Origin of the sequence: Cellulomonas endometrii, from assembly GCF_949769265.1 — a bacterium.
Lineage (GTDB): Bacteria > Actinomycetota > Actinomycetes > Actinomycetales > Cellulomonadaceae > Cellulomonas > Cellulomonas endometrii.
Map to the genome: position 1 here is coordinate 24260 of NZ_CATKPC010000016.1, position 15248 is coordinate 39507.

Sequence of the window (15248 nt, forward strand, 5' to 3'; positions counted from 1 at the left end):
CACTGTGCAGTTGTCAAAGAGCGGGAGATCGGATCGGTGCCGCGACTCAGAAGTCGTCGTCCTCGGCGGTCCTCACCTCCGTCTCGTCGGCACGGACGACACGGTTCGCCAGACGAGGCACGTAGCGCTCAGGCAGGCCCGCGATCTCGGCTGCCACCTCCACGCCGGCTGTGTCCACGGTGTACGCGATCCGCCACCGGCGGACCGAGGACGCGGTGACGTCCGCGTGCCTGAGACCCAGAACCTCGAGCTGCCGGTCGATCACGCCGTGCGCCGACGACAGGGCAGCGACGCTGCACGCCTCGTTGCTCCGCGCGTTGTAGGCGATGGGACCGGCCTGCCCGGCCTGAGCCCGTTCTGTCGCCCGGGCACCCACCACGACCATGTGGAACGTCTCCAGCGGCAGGACCCGCGACTCGACGCGGCGGCCGTAGCCGGCGGCGTGAACCAGCGTGGGAGCGGTGACGTCGTCGAGGTCGTGCGCCATCACGGCGCTGACCTCGCGGAGCTCCGCCCCTGCGTCGCACAGGGCGTAGACAGCGGCCGCCTGGGATGTCCTGGGCGTCTGCATCGCGATCGCGGCGTGAGTGCGAAGCAGCGCGATCTCGTCGTGCTCCAGCGGCCGGTCGGTCTGCTGCGTCCGCCGGGTCAGCGTGATGACGGCCTCGCTCACCCCGTCGGTCGACACGCGCGCGACGTGGCCCGCACCGAGAACGGCGGTGAGCAGCACGTTGCGGAGAAGGTGGATCCGGTCGCGGGTTGCCAGCGAGTGCCGAGCAGTCAGGTTCGGCGTTCCGCTCAGGTGGCGCAGGAGTGCCTGGTGCGCGGAGAGCAGCGCAGCCACGTCGCGAACGCCGCGCGCGCTCGCCGCGGAGGCGAGGTCTTCAAGAGCGGATGCGAAGACGGCTGTGAACGGCTCCGGGAGGACGCCGAACGTGGCGTTGAACTCGTCGAAGTCGGCGACCATCTCGGGGATGGTGTAGCTGTCGAGCGTGTGCGTCAGGGGCGTGGACATCAGGCTTCCCGGGGTTCGGTCGGGTGTGACCTGATGACTGGTCCGTCGCGGAGTCGCTCGCGCAGTCGCCGCACACGCACGAAGGCCCGCCCTGTTGCCAGGGCGGGCCTTCGTGCGTGCGCGGTCAGCGTCCCATGTACGTCGACCAGGTGTCGGAGTTCTTGACGACCGCCCCGAGGAGCAGGTCGAGCAGCTGCCGCCGGCCGTCGATGGTCGCGGCCCGCTTGTTGGTCAGCGTGTCCTTGAACCAGCGGTTGAACGACTCGCTGTCGTTGCGCCCGGCGCTCACCAGGGAGAACCGTTCACGGTCGTGACGGGGCACCGCCCGCATGCGCCATCCGAAGGGGTCCTGCGGTGCGCGCCCGAGCTCGGCGGAGTCGCGGCGGTAGCGGGTGGCGTCCGGATCCCACGTCGCTGTCCACTCGAAGTCACCATCTGGGCACGGCACCAGGAACGAGGTGTCGGTGCCCCAGCGGCCGTCGCGCCGACGGCGCCGCGTGCTCGTGATGGCCGGCAGGTACTCGTCCTTGACGAGGAGCTCGCTGATCGGGTCGACGTCGGTGCTGAAGAGCGCGCCGTCGTCCAGGACCAGCGAGTGCTCGCAGCGACGGCCGCCCGAGTCCCGGTGACGGGCCTTGACGAACACGTAGGTGCTGTACACGAGGTCGTAGTCCGCGTCCGGCTTCGACGGCGGGTAGATGCTCGTGCCGACCGCGGTCGGCCGTTCTCCCCGGTACATCTGCCGGAGGACGTCCTTGCGGAGCACCTTGGCGATGCGCCCCGTCGCCTCGAGCCCGTGCTCGCGGGCGACGCCACTCACGTACAAGTCGACCTCGTCGCGCGTGTACTCCTGCACCTCGGTCTTCACGGACGCCGCCGGCACCTTGCTGAACGTCTGGATGCCGTGCCGCGCCATGGCGTACTCCACCGCCCATCCCGTCAGCGCGCCGTCGTAGACGAGCGTGTGCACACCGTCACCGGTCTCGGCGGCGACGTCGTCCAGCAGATCGAGGGCCGTCCACTGCTCAGCCCCGAGCTCCGTGCCGACCGCCAGCACCACGAGGCCGTGAGAGGTCCGCGTGTGGAGGGTGACGTGGTTGATGCCCGACGAGTTCTTCTGGTCGGATCCGACCTTGCGGAACTCGTGCTGAACGCGGGCGCTCCGCGCGTCGCGTGCCCGGCTGCCGGAGAGCAGTGTCCGGCCCGTGAACTCACAGGTGATGAGCTCGGCGTCGCTGTACCGCCGGACGATGGTGCCGTCACCGAAGATCACGTGGCGCGGGTCCGGTCCGGCCCAGTCGGGCTGGCCGCCCTCCGTGAGGTTGCCGAGCTTCCGTGCCTGTCGGACGGAGGAGCGCGTGAAGGCAAGGCGCAGGTCCCGCATCGTGAGGGGATCGCTCGCGATGTCCTTCCTGAGCTCGTTGACGTGGTCGCGAGTGGGTGCCCGGTCGGGCAGCTCGATCTCGGTACGGGCGTAGAACGCGTCCTGGCAGCGGGCCCACAGCTCGCCGTCCTGGAGCGCGGTGAGTGCGCTCGCGAGCGAGCCGGTGACCCGAGCGGCGGCGGAGACGACGAGCAGAGCCAGTGCCGGGTACTGCGCGTGCCGGCCGCGGCGGTCCTTGCGCTGTCTGTGGCGCTCGAGCGGGACCGCCAGATGCGTCAGTCCGGGGAACCGGAACAGGTCGACGATGCGGTCGTCGTCCTTGCGTCGCGCGGTGCCTGAATGGCGGATGCGCTTGGCGGCGGGTGCGGCAGGGGCGTGGGGGGCAAGGGCGACGGTCACGAGTCCTCATAGCGGTACGAAGGGCGAGCGGTTTTCCCGCAGGTCCCACCGTCGCTTCGCCAGGGATACCGGCGCCTCCCCCCGCTGACCTGTCTTTCGTCTCCGTCGTCTGACGGTCACGTGGGTCGTTTGCCCCAGACGTCTACGTCAAACGACGTAGAGAATCAGACATCCGGGACAGATGGCTGACGGTTGACCCGTCCTGACGCCTGTCATCCTCAGCATGCGGACACCCGTCTCGTCGTCCATGTGACCTCCTCGGATCGCTATCGCGGAGTCGGGACGAAAGACGCGCGCAGGACCGCTGCCGTGGTGGGTTCGACGCGTTCGATCGAGATGACGTTGCGCTGGAGTCGCCACTCGACGTCCGGCCAGTCCGGACCGGGGTCGAACCGGTACCGCGGACGTCCGGCCACCCGGATGACGTCGCTCTCCGGTATGCCGGTGAGGGGGTCGTAGCAGATGACGTCGACGAGGTGAGCCCATTCGTCGTCGAACAGGAAGCCGACGGATCCCACACCCCGTGCGCGCACGACGGCCTGCAGGTCGAGGTCCAGGTAGTAGACGGTGGTGGAGGCAGAGGCGATCCGCCACATCCCGTGTTCGGTGGTCACCTGGAGCGACTGCACGTTCTCCAGCTCGGTTCCGTCCATGTCGTCCAGGGTGGACCCGCCCTCCGACACACGTCCCGCGCGCTGGGCACGCCGACCGACCCGTGCGGGCAGCACCGCTGGTGTCGTCAGCCCTTCGGCTCTTGACCTTCCACCGGACTCGAAGGTCTACGGTCACGCCATGCACGGGATGAAGATCTCCGAGCTCGCCGCCAGGAGCGGTGTGCCCGCGACGACACTGCGCTTCTACGAGGCGGAGGGTCTGCTACCCGCCGAGCGCGCAGGCAACGGCTAGCGGGTCTACGGACCGGCCGCGCTCGATCGGCTCACGTTCATCGGTCAGGCCAAGCACCTCGACATCCCGTTGTCCGAGGTTCGACCCCTGGTGGCCGCATGGGAGTCGCAGCCGTGTCGCACGGTCCGGTCGACGTACCGCCCGATGCTTGCCAGACGAGCCGAGCAGGTCGGCGAGCGGATCGTCGCGCTCGAGGCGCTGCGCACGTCCCTGGTGGCTGCTCTCGTACGGCTCGACGACCTCCCCGACCGGCACGAGCCCTGCGACGCCGGGTGCTCCTTCCTCACGCAGCCGCACGAGCTCCCGGTCGTCCCCGTCGAGGCCTCCGCGCCTGTCGCGTGCTCGCTCGAATCCGGAGACCTCACCGAGCGGACAGCCGCGTGGCGCGAGCTGCTCCGTGACGCTCCCCGCGCGGACGTGCCCGGTGGCGTCCGTGCCACGCTGCCCACCGCGCGGCTCGCCGCAGCCGCACAGCTCGCCGCTGACGAGCAACGGTGCTGCCCGTTCTACGAGATCACGCTGACTCTGCACGGGCCGACGTTCGACCTGACCATCACGGCACCACCCACCGCTGCGGGGATGCTCGACGCCCTGCTGCCTGTCCCGGAGGACACCGTCCGATGACCCTCGCACGTTCCATCCTGCTGTTCGCCGCTGCGGCCGTCTTCGAGATCGGCGGTGCCTGGCTGGTCTGGCAAGGCATCCGCGAGCACAAGGGCTGGATCTGGATCGGCGCCGGCGTCATCGCCCTGGGGCTCTACGGGTTCTTCGCCACCCTGCAACCCGACGCCAACTTCGGACGCATCCTCGCCGCCTACGGCGGGATCTTCGTCGCTGGCTCGCTGCTCTGGGGCATGCTCGTCGACGGCTTCCGACCTGACCGGTGGGACGTCACCGGGGCGCTGATCTGCCTGGCCGGCGTCGCGGTGATCATGTACGCGCCCCGGCCGGTCTGATCCGTCCTCGATGCCGATGAAGGTCTGCTGAAGAACTCGGGCGACCCACCGGCCAGGTCGCTCGGGCTCCGTAGTCTCGGATGATCCGGGCGTCGTCCGGATGAGCCGGGCGGACGCCGAGTCCTGCCACCGTCCGACTCGGTCGAGACCCCACAGGCAGGAGCGGGGGAACCACCGTTTCACGGGCGCCTGGGCGTCCTCGGGGTGAAGCCGGTCGTGGCGACCGGCCGGGCGAGCTCCGCCCGAACCCGACAGCTCACCCCGCAGGCGTCTGGAGCACCATGACCGCACACCCGCGCGCCTCCTCGCGCCACCGCGCCCCTGGCAGCGCCCGCACCCCCCTGCAGGACGCCGCCGCGGCTGCACGCGGCGCCGCGTCGGCCACGACTCGCCGCACCGGCGCCGCTGTGGCCACGTCGGGTCTCGCCGTCTCGCTGATCGCAGCGCCGGCGTCAGCGCAGCCGAACCCCGCCGACGGCGGCACCAGCGTGATCGACACCGCAGGGCTGACCGCCGCTGCCCGAGACCTGCTCACGGCGGCGCCGACCGCCGTCGCGCCTGCAGGAGCCACCTGGTCGTTCGAGGTCCCGGCGGTCACCGCCGTCCTGCCGCCCCCGCCTCCGCCGGTGGTCGAGCAGCCCGAGGAGGACCCGCCGCAGGACGCTCCGTCGCGCGGTGACGTGCGGCAGGAAGCGCCGGAACCGGAGACGACGCCCTCTGCGATCGGGGCCCCGGCGCCGGCCTCCGCCAGCGGCAACGCGATCGTCGAGGTCGCCTCGAGCCTGGTCGGGGTTCCTTACGTCTACGGCGGGACGACCCCGAGCGGGTTCGACTGCTCGGGATTCACCTCGTACGTGTTCGCCCAGGTCGGGATCTCGATCCCGCGCACCTCCACCGCTCAGCGCGACGCCGGCACGGTCGTGCCACGGGATCAGGCCCAGCCGGGCGACCTGATCTGGTCGCCCGGGCACATCGCCATCTACGCGGGCGGCAACCTGCAGGTCGACGCACCGGTCCCGGGGAAGACGATCCAGATCCGTGAGATCTGGCAGTCCGACCCGCTGTTCATCCGGATCGGCTGACCGGCCGTGCCGCTCGGTGACCTGAGCACCCTGCTGGTGTGGGGCTCGACGACGGCGTTCACCATCGCGCTCGTCGCGTACTCGACCGCGCTGGCGCGCGTCGCGGACTCCGCAGCCCGATCACACCGCCGCCTCGCTGCGGTGGGCGCCGGGGCAGCGATCCCCGACGTCCCGCTGCCGGTGAGGAACCAGGCACCGGGACGCGCAGACGGGATCGCGCGCGCGACGGCGACGCTGGGGACGGGGCTGCTGCTGGCTGGTGTCGTCCTGCGCGGGGTCGCGGCGGGGCGCTGGCCGACGGCGAACATGTACGAGTTCACCCTCGTCGGGATCCTGGTGGCGGCAGCGGTGTTCCTCGCGGTGCGTCGCACCAGGACCGTCCCGTTCGTCGGTGTGCTCGTCATGGGAATCGCCGTGCTGGCGCTCGTGGTGGCTCTGAACTCGTTCTACCTGCGGGCCGACGCCGTGCAACCTGCGCTGCAGAGCTACTGGCTCGTCATCCACGTGAGCATCGCGATCATCGCCACGGGGATCTTCACCGTGGCGTTCGCCACCTCCGTGCTGCAGGTGCTCCAGGACGCGCGCGAGTCCGGGCGTTCCCGTCTGGAGGCGCCGTGGCGCGTCGGTGACGAGCTGCGACGTTCGCTACGTCGGTGGCGCGTCACCGGGCCTGCGTGGTCGTGGCTCGGCACGGTTCCGACCGCCGTGCGGCTCGAGGCGCTGTCGTTCCGGCTCAACGCGATCGCTTTCGTGCTGTGGACGCTCACGCTCATCGGCGGTGCGATCTGGGCCGAGCAGGCGTGGGGACGGTACTGGGGCTGGGACCCGAAGGAGGTGGCGACGTTCGTGGCGTGGGTCGTCTACGCGGCGTACCTGCACGCCCGCACCACGCGGGGGTGGCAGGGGCGCCGCGCTGCCTACCTCGTGTACGTGGGGTACGCGGTCGTGATCGCGAACTTCACGGTCGTGAACCTCTTCGTCAACGGGAAGCACTCGTACTCGGGCCTCTGACGCCGGGCGGTCAGACCACGGGCTGGAAGATCAGGATCAGTCCCTGCAGGCTCTGGGCCCAGCGACCCCACAGGCCGGTGACCAGGGCGACGCCGATCAGGACGAGCATCGTGCCGCCGATCCGGGAGATCGTCCGGCGCCGGCGGCGCACGACCTCGAGCAGGCGCGTGCTGCGGTCGAGCCCCAGCGCGAGGAGCACGAACGGCATGCCGAGCCCGATGGCGTAGGCGGTGGACAGCAGCGCACCCCGGGTGGCCGACCCGCCGTCGAGCGACAGCGCCATGACGGCGGCCAACGTCGGGCCGATGCACGGTGTCCAGCCGAGTCCGAACGTCACGCCCAGCAGCGGGGCTCCCCACAGGGTCGCGGGCGGGCGGCGGTGCACCCGGACCTCGCGCTGCAGGAACGGGACGCCGCCGAGGAACGCGACGCCCATGACGACGACGACCACGCCGAGCACCCGGGTGATCGGGTCCTGCCAGCGGAGCAGCGCCGCCCCGAGCGACCCCGCCAGAGCACCGAACGTCACGAACACGAGCGCGAAGCCCAGCACGAACAGCGCGACACCGAGCGTGAGCCGCCTCCTCCCTTGCCGGGCCGCGGGCCGGGGCGCAGCCGGCGCACCGACCGGCTGCACGCTCTGCGCCGTGAGCCCGCTGAGGTAGCCCAGGTAGCCGGGGACCAGCGGCAGCACGCACGGCGAGGCGAACGACACGGCGCCTGCCAGCAACGAGACCAGCAGGGCGAGGAGCAGCGGACCCGAGAACGCAGTGGTCGCGAAGAGCGACCCGACGTCGGCAGCCGCCGACGTCGCGGCCGGTACCCTCACGCCGCCGCCGTTGTGTGGGCGTCGACGGCGGGCGCCGGAACGCGTCCGGCGCCGGGGCCCGGGTCCGTAGCGCGCGCGGCGCGGATGCCGTTCAGGATCACGACCACCTCGGCGATCTCGTGCACCAGGACGACACCGGCGAGCCCGAGGGTCCCGGTCAGGGCCAACGGGAACAGCGCGACGATGATGAGCAGAGCCAGGGCGATGTTGCCGGTCATGATCCGGCGTCCCCGGCGGGCGTGCGCGATCGCGCGCGGCAGCAGACGCAGGTCGTTGCCCGTGAACGCGACGTCCGCGGACTCCACCGCCGCGGCGGTGCCCGTGGCACCCATCGCGATGCCGACGTCGGCCGCTGCCAGTGCGGGGGCGTCGTTCACGCCGTCGCCGACCATGGCCGTGCCGGTCCCGAGCGCCACGACCGCGGCAGCCTTGTCCTCGGGACGCTGCTCCGCGCGCACGTCGTCGATGCCGGCCGCCGCCGCCAGGGCGTGCGCGGTGCGGCGGTTGTCACCGGTCAGCATGGTGGTGCGCAGCCCCACGGAGTGCAGTGCCGCGATCGCGGCGGCCGCCTCGGGACGCAGCTCGTCCCGGATCCCGATCACCGCGACGGTCCGCCCGTCGGCGCGGACGACGACGGTGGTCATCCCGGCGGACTCCATCCCGTCCAGCGCCTCGGTCAGCGGAGTGGCGTCGAGCCACCGGGAAGAACCGACCTCGACACGCACGCCGTCGACCATCCCACCGACGCCGTGACCCGGTTCCTCGACGACCTCGTCCGCCGTGCCGGCCGATGGCGCGGCCGCGAGCATCGCCCGCGCGAGGGGGTGGGAGCTGCGTGCCTCCACGGCGGCCGCCCAGGTCAGCGCCTGCTCGGGCGTCGTGCCCTCGACGGTGCGTGTGTCGACGACCTCCGGCCGGTTCACCGTCAGCGTGCCGGTCTTGTCCAGCGCGACCGTGCGCAGCGCGCCCAGCTGCTCGAACGCCGCGCCGGACTTGATCACGACACCGAACCTGCTCGCCGAGCCGATCGCCGAGATCACGGTGACCGGCACGGCGATCGCCAAGGCGCACGGAGAGGCGGCGACCAGGACCACGAGCGCCCGGTCCACCCAGACCGACGGGTCTCCGAGCAGCGACCCGAGGACCGCGATCGCGGCGGCGATCACGAGCACGGCGGGCACGAGCGGCCGGGCGATGCGGTCGGCGAGACGTGCGCGCTCACCCTTGCGGGCGTGCGCTTCCTCGACCAGCCGCACGATCGTGGTCAGGGAGTTGTCCCGACCGTCGGCCGTCGCCTCCAGCTCCAGGGCGCCCGTGCCGTTGACAGCCCCGGCCGGGACGGCGTCGCCCGGACCGACCTCTACCGGGATCGACTCGCCGGTCACCGCCGAGGTGTCCACGGAGCTGCGACCGTGCACGACCACGGCGTCGGTGGCCACCCGCTCGCCCGGCCGCACGACGAGGACGTCCAGCTCACGGACGTCCCGCGCCGGGATGACGACCTCACCGGTGAGCCGGGAGAGGCGCGCGGTCTCCGGGATGAGGGTCAGCAGGGCACGCAGGCCGTGCTTGGCGCGATCCATCGCCCGGTCCTCGAGCGCCTCGGCGATGGAGAACAGGAACGCCAGCGCCGCCGCCTCCGCGACGTGGCCCAGCAGCACCGCGCCCGCGGCGGCGATCGTCATCAGCAGCCCGACACCGAGGCGGCGTCGGGCGAGCCTGCGCAGGGCTCCCGGGACGAAGGTCCACGCGCCGGCCACCAGCCCCAGCGCGAACGCGACCGTGCCGGCGACCGCGTCCGTTCCGGACCACTCGAACCCGTACCCGAGCACGAGCAGCACCCCCGAAGCAGCCGGTAGGCGCAGCGCGGGGTCGCGCCACCATGCGACGAACGCCTCGTCGTCCTCCTGCGGCGCAGGGGCGGGGTCGCAGCAGTCGTCGGCGTCCGGCGGTGCAGGAGAGGTGCCCGCCAGGGGTGCGCCGATCGTCAACGGCAGGCCCGGCGCGTCGTCGTCCGGGCCGCAGCACTCGCGGCTCACGCCCGCACCGCCATCACGTCGATGCGAGGGCGCTGCGCCGTCTGCGCGGGCTCGCACGCGGCGCAGCAACCCGGCACGTCGCACGAGTCGCTGGTGCAGGGCGCGCCCTCGTCGACCGCGAGCACCACGTCGACGAGCGAGGTGAGCGCCTGTGCCAGGTGCGGGTCGGCGACCGCGTACCGGGTGCGGCGGCCCTCGGGCTCGCCGAGCACGAGGCCGCAACCCCGCAGGCACGCGAGGTGGTTCGAGACGTTGGAACGGGTCATGCCCAGGTGTCCGGCCAGCTCCGCCGGGTAGGCCGGGCCGGTGGTCAGTGCAGCGAGGATGCGCGCGCGGCTCGGGTCGGACATCGCACGACCGAGCCGCGTGAGGACCTCGATTCGCACCGTACTGGTCAGCATGTGCTGAACAGTACAGCGGTCGCTGTACCAACGGGAAGGTGCTGGACGTGTCTCACGGGAGCAGGGTGGACCAGTAGGACCAGAACCGCAGGAGCGCGAGGAGGGTGATGGCCAGGTACCAGCAGGTCAGGAGGGTCGAGCGGTAGTCGAGCGCCACCGAGAGCACCGCGCGCGCCGGCACCGGTAGCGAGAGCTGCCACCGCTGGAGGTTGCGCAGGGTCACGGACAGGAACACCGGGATCATCACCGCCCACACCACGAGGCAGTAGGGGCAGAGCGCGCCGATGCGGTAGAGGCTCTGGAACGCGAGCCAGTGCACGAAGACCACGCCGAACGTGACGCCGACCTGCAGCCCCACCCAGAACCACTCACCGAACCGGGCGCCGCTGAGCATGCTCGCTGCCGCTGTGAGGACCACGGTGAACCCCACGACCCCGATCAGCGGGTTGGGGAACCCGAAGACGGAGGCCTGCTCGGACGCCATCACCGAGGTGCACGACAGGACCGGGTTCAGCGTGCAGCTCGGTACGTGGGCGGGGTCCTCGAGGACCGCGAACCGCTCCAGGAGCAGGGCGATGGCGGCCGCCAGGCCCGCAGCGGCGAGCGCAGCGAGCACCAGGGCGCGGCGGCGCTCAGCCGTACGGCTCTCGAACAGGACCGTGCTCGCGGTCGCGGCGACAGCGGTCACGCGCCGCCCGCCTGGTTCAGGGCGTCGTCGAGGGCGTCGGTCAGGTCGGACACGCTGCTGAGCTCCAGGCGCTGCCCGTCGAGGAAGAACGTCGGCGTTCCCTGCACGCCGAGCGCCTGCCCGTCGTCCAGGTCCTGCTGGACGCGCTCGAGGGTCGCCGGGTCGGCGACGGCCTCGTCGTAGGCGGCGAGGTCCAGGTCCAGGTCCTCGGCGAACGTACGGAACAGATCCGCCTGAGAGGCCTGCTGCTCGCCCCACTGCGTCTGGGTCTCGAACATGCGGTGGTACATGTCCTCGATCTGACCCTGCTGCGCCGCGGCCTCCACGGCCAGCGCGGCGTTCATCGCGTTGGCGTGGCTCTCGATGGGGAAGTAGCGGATCACGTAGTTGATCTGCCCGGCGTACTGCTCGCGGATCTGCTCAACGACCGGGTAGAAGGCGCCGCACGCCTCGCACTCGAAGTCCATGAACTCCACGAGGGTCGGTGCGTCCGGGCCGGCGTCGTCGAGCACGTGCGAACTGGTCCGTGTCGCCGGGAGGGCGCCGTCGTCCTGCTGCGGCACCAGTCCGCGGGGGCCGGTGGCCAGGGCGTAGACCAGCAGTCCCGTGATCGACAGCACCACGAGTGCGCCCGCGATCAGGGCGCTGCGCACCCGGGGGTCGAGCGGGCGCGGGCGGTTGGCGGCGTCGGTCTTCATGGCATCGCACGCTAAGCGAGCGCGGACGGCCCATCCGCCGACGGAGATGGAGATTCGATGAAGAAGGCAGCGGGGGCTGTCGCAGCCCGACCCGCCCGATCTATCATCGGTGCGTGACGATGACATCCACACGCGACGATGATGATAACCAGTCGCCCCCGGTCGACGACGCGGCGCTGACAGCGCCCACTGCCGCTCTGTTCCGTGCGCTCGGCGAGCCGGCACGGCTCACGATGCTGCGGCACCTGTTCACCGGTGAGCACTCGGTGCGCGAGCTCACCGACCACCTCGGGCTGGCGCAGAGCACCGTCAGCGTGCACCTCGCCTGCTTGCGGGACTGCGGTCTGGTCACCACCCGGCAGCGGGGGCGGTCCTCCCTCTACGCCATCGCCGACCCCGGCCGGCTCGCGACCCTGGTCGGGGCGGCGGAAGGTCTCCTGCAGGGCGGGTCGCGCCCGGATGCGTGCGGGCACGTCGCGGGAGGTGCCCGATGAGCCACGACCACGGTCACGCGCCCGCGGGCGGCGGCGACCACCGGCGCCGGCTGGCGATCGCGTTCGGCCTGACCTCCACGGTGCTGGTGGCGCAGGCGGTGGGTGCGCTGATGACAGGCAGCCTCGCGCTGCTCGTCGACACGGCGCACATGCTGACCGACGCCGCCGGTCTGGCGATGGCACTGGTCGCGGCGCACCTGTCGCTCAAGCCGGCGACGTCCCGGCGGACGTGGGGCTACCGGCGGGCGGAGGTGCTCGGGGCCCTGGCCCAGTCCGCGGTCCTGCTCGCGGTCGGCGGCTACGTGCTGATCGAGGGCGTGCAGCGGCTGTTCGACCCCCCGGAGGTGCCCTCCACCGAGCTGGTCGTGTTCGGCATCATCGGCCTGGTCGCGAACGTCACCGCGATCGCGGTGCTGGCCGGTGGCAGGTCCGCGAACTTCAACCTGCGTGCTGCGTTCCTGGAGGTGCTGAACGACGCTCTGGGCTCGGTCGGCGTGATCGTCGCGGCGATCGTCATCGCGACCACCGGCTGGCAGCAGGCGGATGCGGTCGCCGGCCTGCTGATCGGGGCGCTGATCGTTCCGCGCGCGATCAAGCTCCTGCTGGAGACCAGCGCCGTGCTCCTCGAGTCCACCCCGCGAGGGCTCGACCTGGACGCCGTGCGCGAGCACCTCCTCGGTGTGGAGCACGTGCGGGCCGTGCACGACCTGCACGCGTCGCTCGTGGCGACCGGGCTGCCCGTGATCACCGCGCACGTCACGGTCGACGACGAGTGCTTCTCCGACGGTCACACCGCGCGGATCCTCGACCAGCTCCAGGACTGCCTGACGAGCCACTTCCCGATCTCCGTGGAGCACTCGACGTTCCAGATAGAACCGGCATCGCACCGCACGCACGAGCACCTGGGGCACGCGTGAACCGGCGGACCGCCACGGCGGTCCCGCCGGCCGTGCTCGCCGTGGCCGCGTTCGGCGTCCAGCTGGCGCTCGCCCGCGGTGCGCGACCGTCGGCGGGCTCGCTCGTCGCCGGCGCACCCGTCGCGGTCACCGCGGGCTGGCTGCTGGGCGACGCGCTCGTGCAGTTCCGGCGTGCCCGCACGACCGTCGACCCGGTGGCACCCACGAGGGCGACCGCGTTGGTGCTCACCGGCGCCAACCAGGTCAGCCGGAACCCGATGTACCTCGGGATGGCGGGGGCCCTGCTCGCTCATGCGGTGGCCCGGCGGTCGCCAGGCGCGGTGGCGCCGGTCGCGGCGTTCGTCGCGGTGCTCTCGGTCGGGCAGATCGCGGCGGAGGAGCAGGCGTTGACGGAGCGCTTCGGTGGCGCGTACGCCCGGTACCGCTCACAGGTGCCTCGCTGGGTCGACGCACGGTCCGTCCGCGTGGTCGGGGCAGCGCTCATCGGGCGATGAAGATCCGATGAAGGGCGCGGCAGGGTGCGGCTGCGGCATCGGGAACCAGGCGGCCGCTCGTGGGACCGTGGGGCATGGCCACCGAGACCGACCCCGTGCGCGTCCTGGTCGTCGAGGACGAGCGCGTGCTCGCCGCGGTCATCGCGGACTACCTGCGGGCGGACGGCTACGACGTCGAGGTGGTGGGCGACGGAGCCCGCGCGCTGGAGGCGGCCCGTTCCACCGCTCCGCACGTCGTGGTGCTCGACCTGGGCCTGCCCACCGTCGACGGCATCGAGGTGTGCCGGCGCCTGCGGGAGTTCTCCGACGCGTACGTCGTCATGCTCACCGCCCGCGCCGACGAGGCGGAGGTCCTGCAGGGGCTGCGCTCGGGCGCGGACGACTACATGACCAAGCCGTTCCGGCCGCGTGAGCTGCTGGCCCGGGTCCGCACGCTGCTGCGTCGCGCGCGGACGCCCGGCCCCCTGGCCCCACCCACCAGGGACGTCGGCGCTCTGACCGTCGACCTGCGGAGCCGGCAGGCCGTGCTCGAGGGCGAGCCGGTCGACCTGACGCCGACCGAGTTCGACCTGCTGGCCTGCCTGATCGAGAACGCCGGCACCGCGATGCCCCGGCGGGCGTTGATCGAGGCGCTGCGCGGGGAGAACTGGTTCGGCGACGAGAGCCTGATCGACGTGCACGTGCTGCACCTGCGCCGCAAGCTCGGGGACGACGCCGCGACGGGGCGGTTCGTGCGCACGGTGCGCGGCATCGGCTACCAGCTGGGGCAGGGATGAGCCGTCCGCCCTGGCAGCGGTGGGGCGTCGCGCTGCGTCTGGCCGTCGCCCTGTCGGCGGTCACCCTCGTCACCGTCCTGACCGCTGGTGCGGTCGCGTGGCTGATCGGGCCGGGCATCTTCCACGACAACCTGCTGCAGCACCACGGCAACCACCCGAACGACGCCACGGAGCACGCCGAGGCTGCGTTCGGCACCGCCGGGAGCTTCTCCCTGGCCGCCGCGCTGCTGCTGGCGCTGCTGGTCTCGACCGTGTTGAGCGTGTGGATCGCCGGGCGGGTGACCCGGTCCCTGCGGCCGATCGTCGTGGTGGCCGGCAACGTCGCCCGAGGCCGCTACGACCAGCGGGTGCCGGTCCCGGGCCTCGGCGCGGAGTTCGACGAGCTCGCGACCACGATGAACGCGATGTCCGAGCGCCTCGAGCACGTCGACTCGACGCGCAGGCGCCTGCTGGCCGACCTCGCGCACGAGATGCGGACGCCGCTGGCGACGCTGACCGCGTACGTCGACTCGATCGACGACGGGGTGCGCGCCCCCGACGCGGACACGCTGCAGGTGCTGCGCGACCAGGTGAACCGGCTGAGCCGGCTCGCCGAGGACGTCACTGCCGTCTCGCTCGCCGAGGAACGCAGGCTCCCGCTGCGCCTCGCCGACGCTGCTCCCGAGGATCTCGCGCGGGCTGCTGCCGCGGCGGCGAACCCCGCCTACTCCGCCAAGGGTGTCCTGCTGCAGGTCGACGCGGCACCGCGCACCCCGCCGGTGTCGGTCGACCGTGACCGCATCGGTCAGGTGCTGGCGAACCTGCTCGACAACGCACTGCGGCACAGCGTCAGCGGCGCGACCGTCGTGCTCCGTGTGCGGGCCGAGCGCGACGCGGTCACGCTCGCCGTCCACGACGCCGGCGACGGCATCGCTGCCGAACACCTGTCCCACGTGTTCGACCGGTTCTACCGCGCGGACTCCGCCCGCGACCGCGACCACGGCGGATCGGGCATCGGCCTCACCGTGAGCAAGGCCTTCGTCGAGGCGCACGACGGCACCCTGGAAGCGGTCAGCGGCGGCCGGGACCAGGGTGCGACGTTCACCGTGCGGCTCCCCGTCGGGCGCAGTGCCAGATGAAGGAACGCTGAAGACCCGCACGGGCACCCAGGAACATCCTC

17 protein-coding genes, 1 pseudogene and 1 riboswitch are annotated in these 15248 nt (G+C 72.1%); of the genes and pseudogenes, 10 read left to right on the forward strand and 8 right to left on the reverse strand.

Annotated features, from left to right (window positions below; all coding sequences use genetic code 11):
• Positions 1-46 precede the first annotated feature (46 nt).
• From QNH85_RS15480 to QNH85_RS15490, 3 genes are all read right to left on the reverse strand, one after another.
• Entirely contained in the window at positions 47-1015 is a 969-nt protein-coding gene (locus tag QNH85_RS15480) for a hypothetical protein (protein WP_282947848.1), read from the reverse strand.
• Positions 1016-1139: 124 nt separating this feature from the next.
• Positions 1140-2798, reverse strand: a complete 1659-nt coding sequence (locus QNH85_RS15485) for a hypothetical protein (protein ID WP_282947850.1) — start codon at positions 2796-2798, stop codon at positions 1140-1142.
• 266 nt (positions 2799-3064) lie between these two features.
• Positions 3065-3451 carry a hypothetical protein gene (locus QNH85_RS15490; RefSeq protein WP_282947852.1) on the reverse strand — a complete coding sequence of 129 codons (387 nt, stop codon included), beginning with the start codon at positions 3449-3451 and terminating at the stop codon, positions 3065-3067.
• Between the two features lie 139 nt (positions 3452-3590).
• Here QNH85_RS15490 and QNH85_RS15495 point away from each other — a divergent pair, with 139 nt between their 5' ends.
• The 5 genes and pseudogenes from QNH85_RS15495 to ccsB all read left to right on the forward strand — a co-directional run bounded on the left by QNH85_RS15495 (position 3591) and on the right by ccsB (position 6753).
• Positions 3591-3704 (forward strand): MerR family DNA-binding transcriptional regulator, encoded by a 114-nt coding sequence (locus QNH85_RS15495; RefSeq protein WP_282947853.1) that lies wholly within the window; start codon positions 3591-3593, stop codon positions 3702-3704.
• A 33-nt stretch (positions 3705-3737) separates the two neighbouring features.
• Positions 3738-4328: pseudogene (locus tag QNH85_RS15500) on the forward strand (MerR family DNA-binding protein); the annotation flags it as partial.
• On the forward strand, positions 4325-4660 hold the full coding sequence (locus QNH85_RS15505; protein WP_282947854.1) for a YnfA family protein: 336 nt from the start codon (positions 4325-4327) through the stop codon (positions 4658-4660). The pseudogene QNH85_RS15500 and the gene QNH85_RS15505, both read left to right, overlap by 4 nt.
• A 130-nt stretch (positions 4661-4790) precedes the next feature.
• Positions 4791-4945, forward strand: a riboswitch (cyclic di-AMP (ydaO/yuaA leader).
• Positions 4946-5067: 122 nt separating this feature from the next.
• Positions 5068-5742 carry a C40 family peptidase gene (locus QNH85_RS15510; RefSeq protein ID WP_282947856.1) on the forward strand — a complete coding sequence of 225 codons (675 nt, stop codon included), beginning with the start codon at positions 5068-5070 and terminating at the stop codon, positions 5740-5742.
• 6 nt (positions 5743-5748) lie between these two features.
• Positions 5749-6753, forward strand: coding sequence for a c-type cytochrome biogenesis protein CcsB (gene ccsB / locus QNH85_RS15515; protein WP_282947858.1), 1005 nt, complete (start codon positions 5749-5751; stop codon positions 6751-6753).
• Between the two features lie 10 nt (positions 6754-6763).
• Here the strand turns inward: ccsB and QNH85_RS15520 are convergent, their stop codons facing one another.
• Genes QNH85_RS15520 through QNH85_RS15540 form a run of 5 tightly spaced genes read right to left on the reverse strand, consistent with a single transcriptional unit; the run spans position 6764 to position 11408 of the window.
• A complete protein-coding gene (locus tag QNH85_RS15520) occupies positions 6764-7582 on the reverse strand; it encodes a cytochrome c biogenesis CcdA family protein (RefSeq protein ID WP_282947859.1) in 819 nt (272 codons plus the stop codon).
• Positions 7579-9621: a heavy metal translocating P-type ATPase gene (locus QNH85_RS15525; protein WP_428830425.1), complete on the reverse strand. Its 2043-nt coding sequence runs from the start codon at positions 9619-9621 to the stop codon at positions 7579-7581. The genes QNH85_RS15520 and QNH85_RS15525 overlap by 4 nt, the downstream gene beginning before the upstream one ends.
• Positions 9618-10022 carry a Cd(II)/Pb(II)-sensing metalloregulatory transcriptional regulator CmtR gene (cmtR, locus tag QNH85_RS15530; RefSeq protein ID WP_282947860.1) on the reverse strand — a complete coding sequence of 135 codons (405 nt, stop codon included), beginning with the start codon at positions 10020-10022 and terminating at the stop codon, positions 9618-9620. Before cmtR ends, QNH85_RS15525 begins: the two co-directional genes overlap by 4 nt.
• 52 nt (positions 10023-10074) lie before the next feature.
• Positions 10075-10710: a vitamin K epoxide reductase family protein gene (locus tag QNH85_RS15535; protein WP_282947861.1), complete on the reverse strand. Its 636-nt coding sequence runs from the start codon at positions 10708-10710 to the stop codon at positions 10075-10077.
• On the reverse strand, positions 10707-11408 hold the full coding sequence (locus QNH85_RS15540; RefSeq protein ID WP_213281888.1) for a DsbA family protein: 702 nt from the start codon (positions 11406-11408) through the stop codon (positions 10707-10709). The genes QNH85_RS15535 and QNH85_RS15540 overlap by 4 nt, the downstream gene beginning before the upstream one ends.
• Before the next feature lie 119 nt (positions 11409-11527).
• On the opposite strand from QNH85_RS15540, the gene QNH85_RS15545 reads away from it, so the two are divergent.
• The 5 genes from QNH85_RS15545 (at position 11528) to QNH85_RS15565 (ending at position 15207) form a co-directional block, all read left to right on the forward strand.
• Complete coding sequence (locus tag QNH85_RS15545; protein WP_282947944.1) at positions 11528-11902, forward strand: ArsR/SmtB family transcription factor; 375 nt, start codon at positions 11528-11530, stop codon at positions 11900-11902.
• Complete coding sequence (locus QNH85_RS15550) at positions 11899-12819, forward strand: cation diffusion facilitator family transporter (protein WP_213281887.1); 921 nt, start codon at positions 11899-11901, stop codon at positions 12817-12819. Before QNH85_RS15545 ends, QNH85_RS15550 begins: the two co-directional genes overlap by 4 nt.
• Complete coding sequence (locus QNH85_RS15555; protein ID WP_213281886.1) at positions 12816-13313, forward strand: methyltransferase family protein; 498 nt, start codon at positions 12816-12818, stop codon at positions 13311-13313. Before QNH85_RS15550 ends, QNH85_RS15555 begins: the two co-directional genes overlap by 4 nt.
• A gap of 74 nt (positions 13314-13387) precedes the next feature.
• The gene (locus QNH85_RS15560; protein ID WP_213281885.1) at positions 13388-14089 is read left to right on the forward strand and encodes a response regulator transcription factor; all 702 of its coding nucleotides are present in this window, start codon (positions 13388-13390) and stop codon (positions 14087-14089) included.
• Positions 14086-15207, forward strand: a complete 1122-nt coding sequence (locus QNH85_RS15565; protein WP_213281884.1) for a HAMP domain-containing sensor histidine kinase — start codon at positions 14086-14088, stop codon at positions 15205-15207. The genes QNH85_RS15560 and QNH85_RS15565 overlap by 4 nt, the downstream gene beginning before the upstream one ends.
• The last annotated feature ends 41 nt before the right edge of the window (positions 15208-15248 follow it).

Coding starts and splice junctions, on each gene's coding strand:
- QNH85_RS15480 (WP_282947848.1), bottom strand. CDS start 1,015: ATGTCCACGCCCCTGACGCACACGCTCGACAGCTACACCATCCCCGAG.
- QNH85_RS15490 (WP_282947852.1), bottom strand. CDS start 3,451: ATGGACGGAACCGAGCTGGAGAACGTGCAGTCGCTCCAGGTGACCACC.
- QNH85_RS15495 (WP_282947853.1), top strand. CDS start 3,591: ATGCACGGGATGAAGATCTCCGAGCTCGCCGCCAGGAGCGGTGTGCCC.
- QNH85_RS15505 (WP_282947854.1), top strand. CDS start 4,325: ATGACCCTCGCACGTTCCATCCTGCTGTTCGCCGCTGCGGCCGTCTTC.
- cmtR (WP_282947860.1), bottom strand. CDS start 10,022: ATGCTGACCAGTACGGTGCGAATCGAGGTCCTCACGCGGCTCGGTCGT.
- QNH85_RS15540 (WP_213281888.1), bottom strand. CDS start 11,408: ATGAAGACCGACGCCGCCAACCGCCCGCGCCCGCTCGACCCCCGGGTG.
- QNH85_RS15545 (WP_282947944.1), top strand. CDS start 11,528: ATGACATCCACACGCGACGATGATGATAACCAGTCGCCCCCGGTCGAC.
- QNH85_RS15550 (WP_213281887.1), top strand. CDS start 11,899: ATGAGCCACGACCACGGTCACGCGCCCGCGGGCGGCGGCGACCACCGG.
- QNH85_RS15560 (WP_213281885.1), top strand. CDS start 13,388: ATGGCCACCGAGACCGACCCCGTGCGCGTCCTGGTCGTCGAGGACGAG.
- QNH85_RS15565 (WP_213281884.1), top strand. CDS start 14,086: ATGAGCCGTCCGCCCTGGCAGCGGTGGGGCGTCGCGCTGCGTCTGGCC.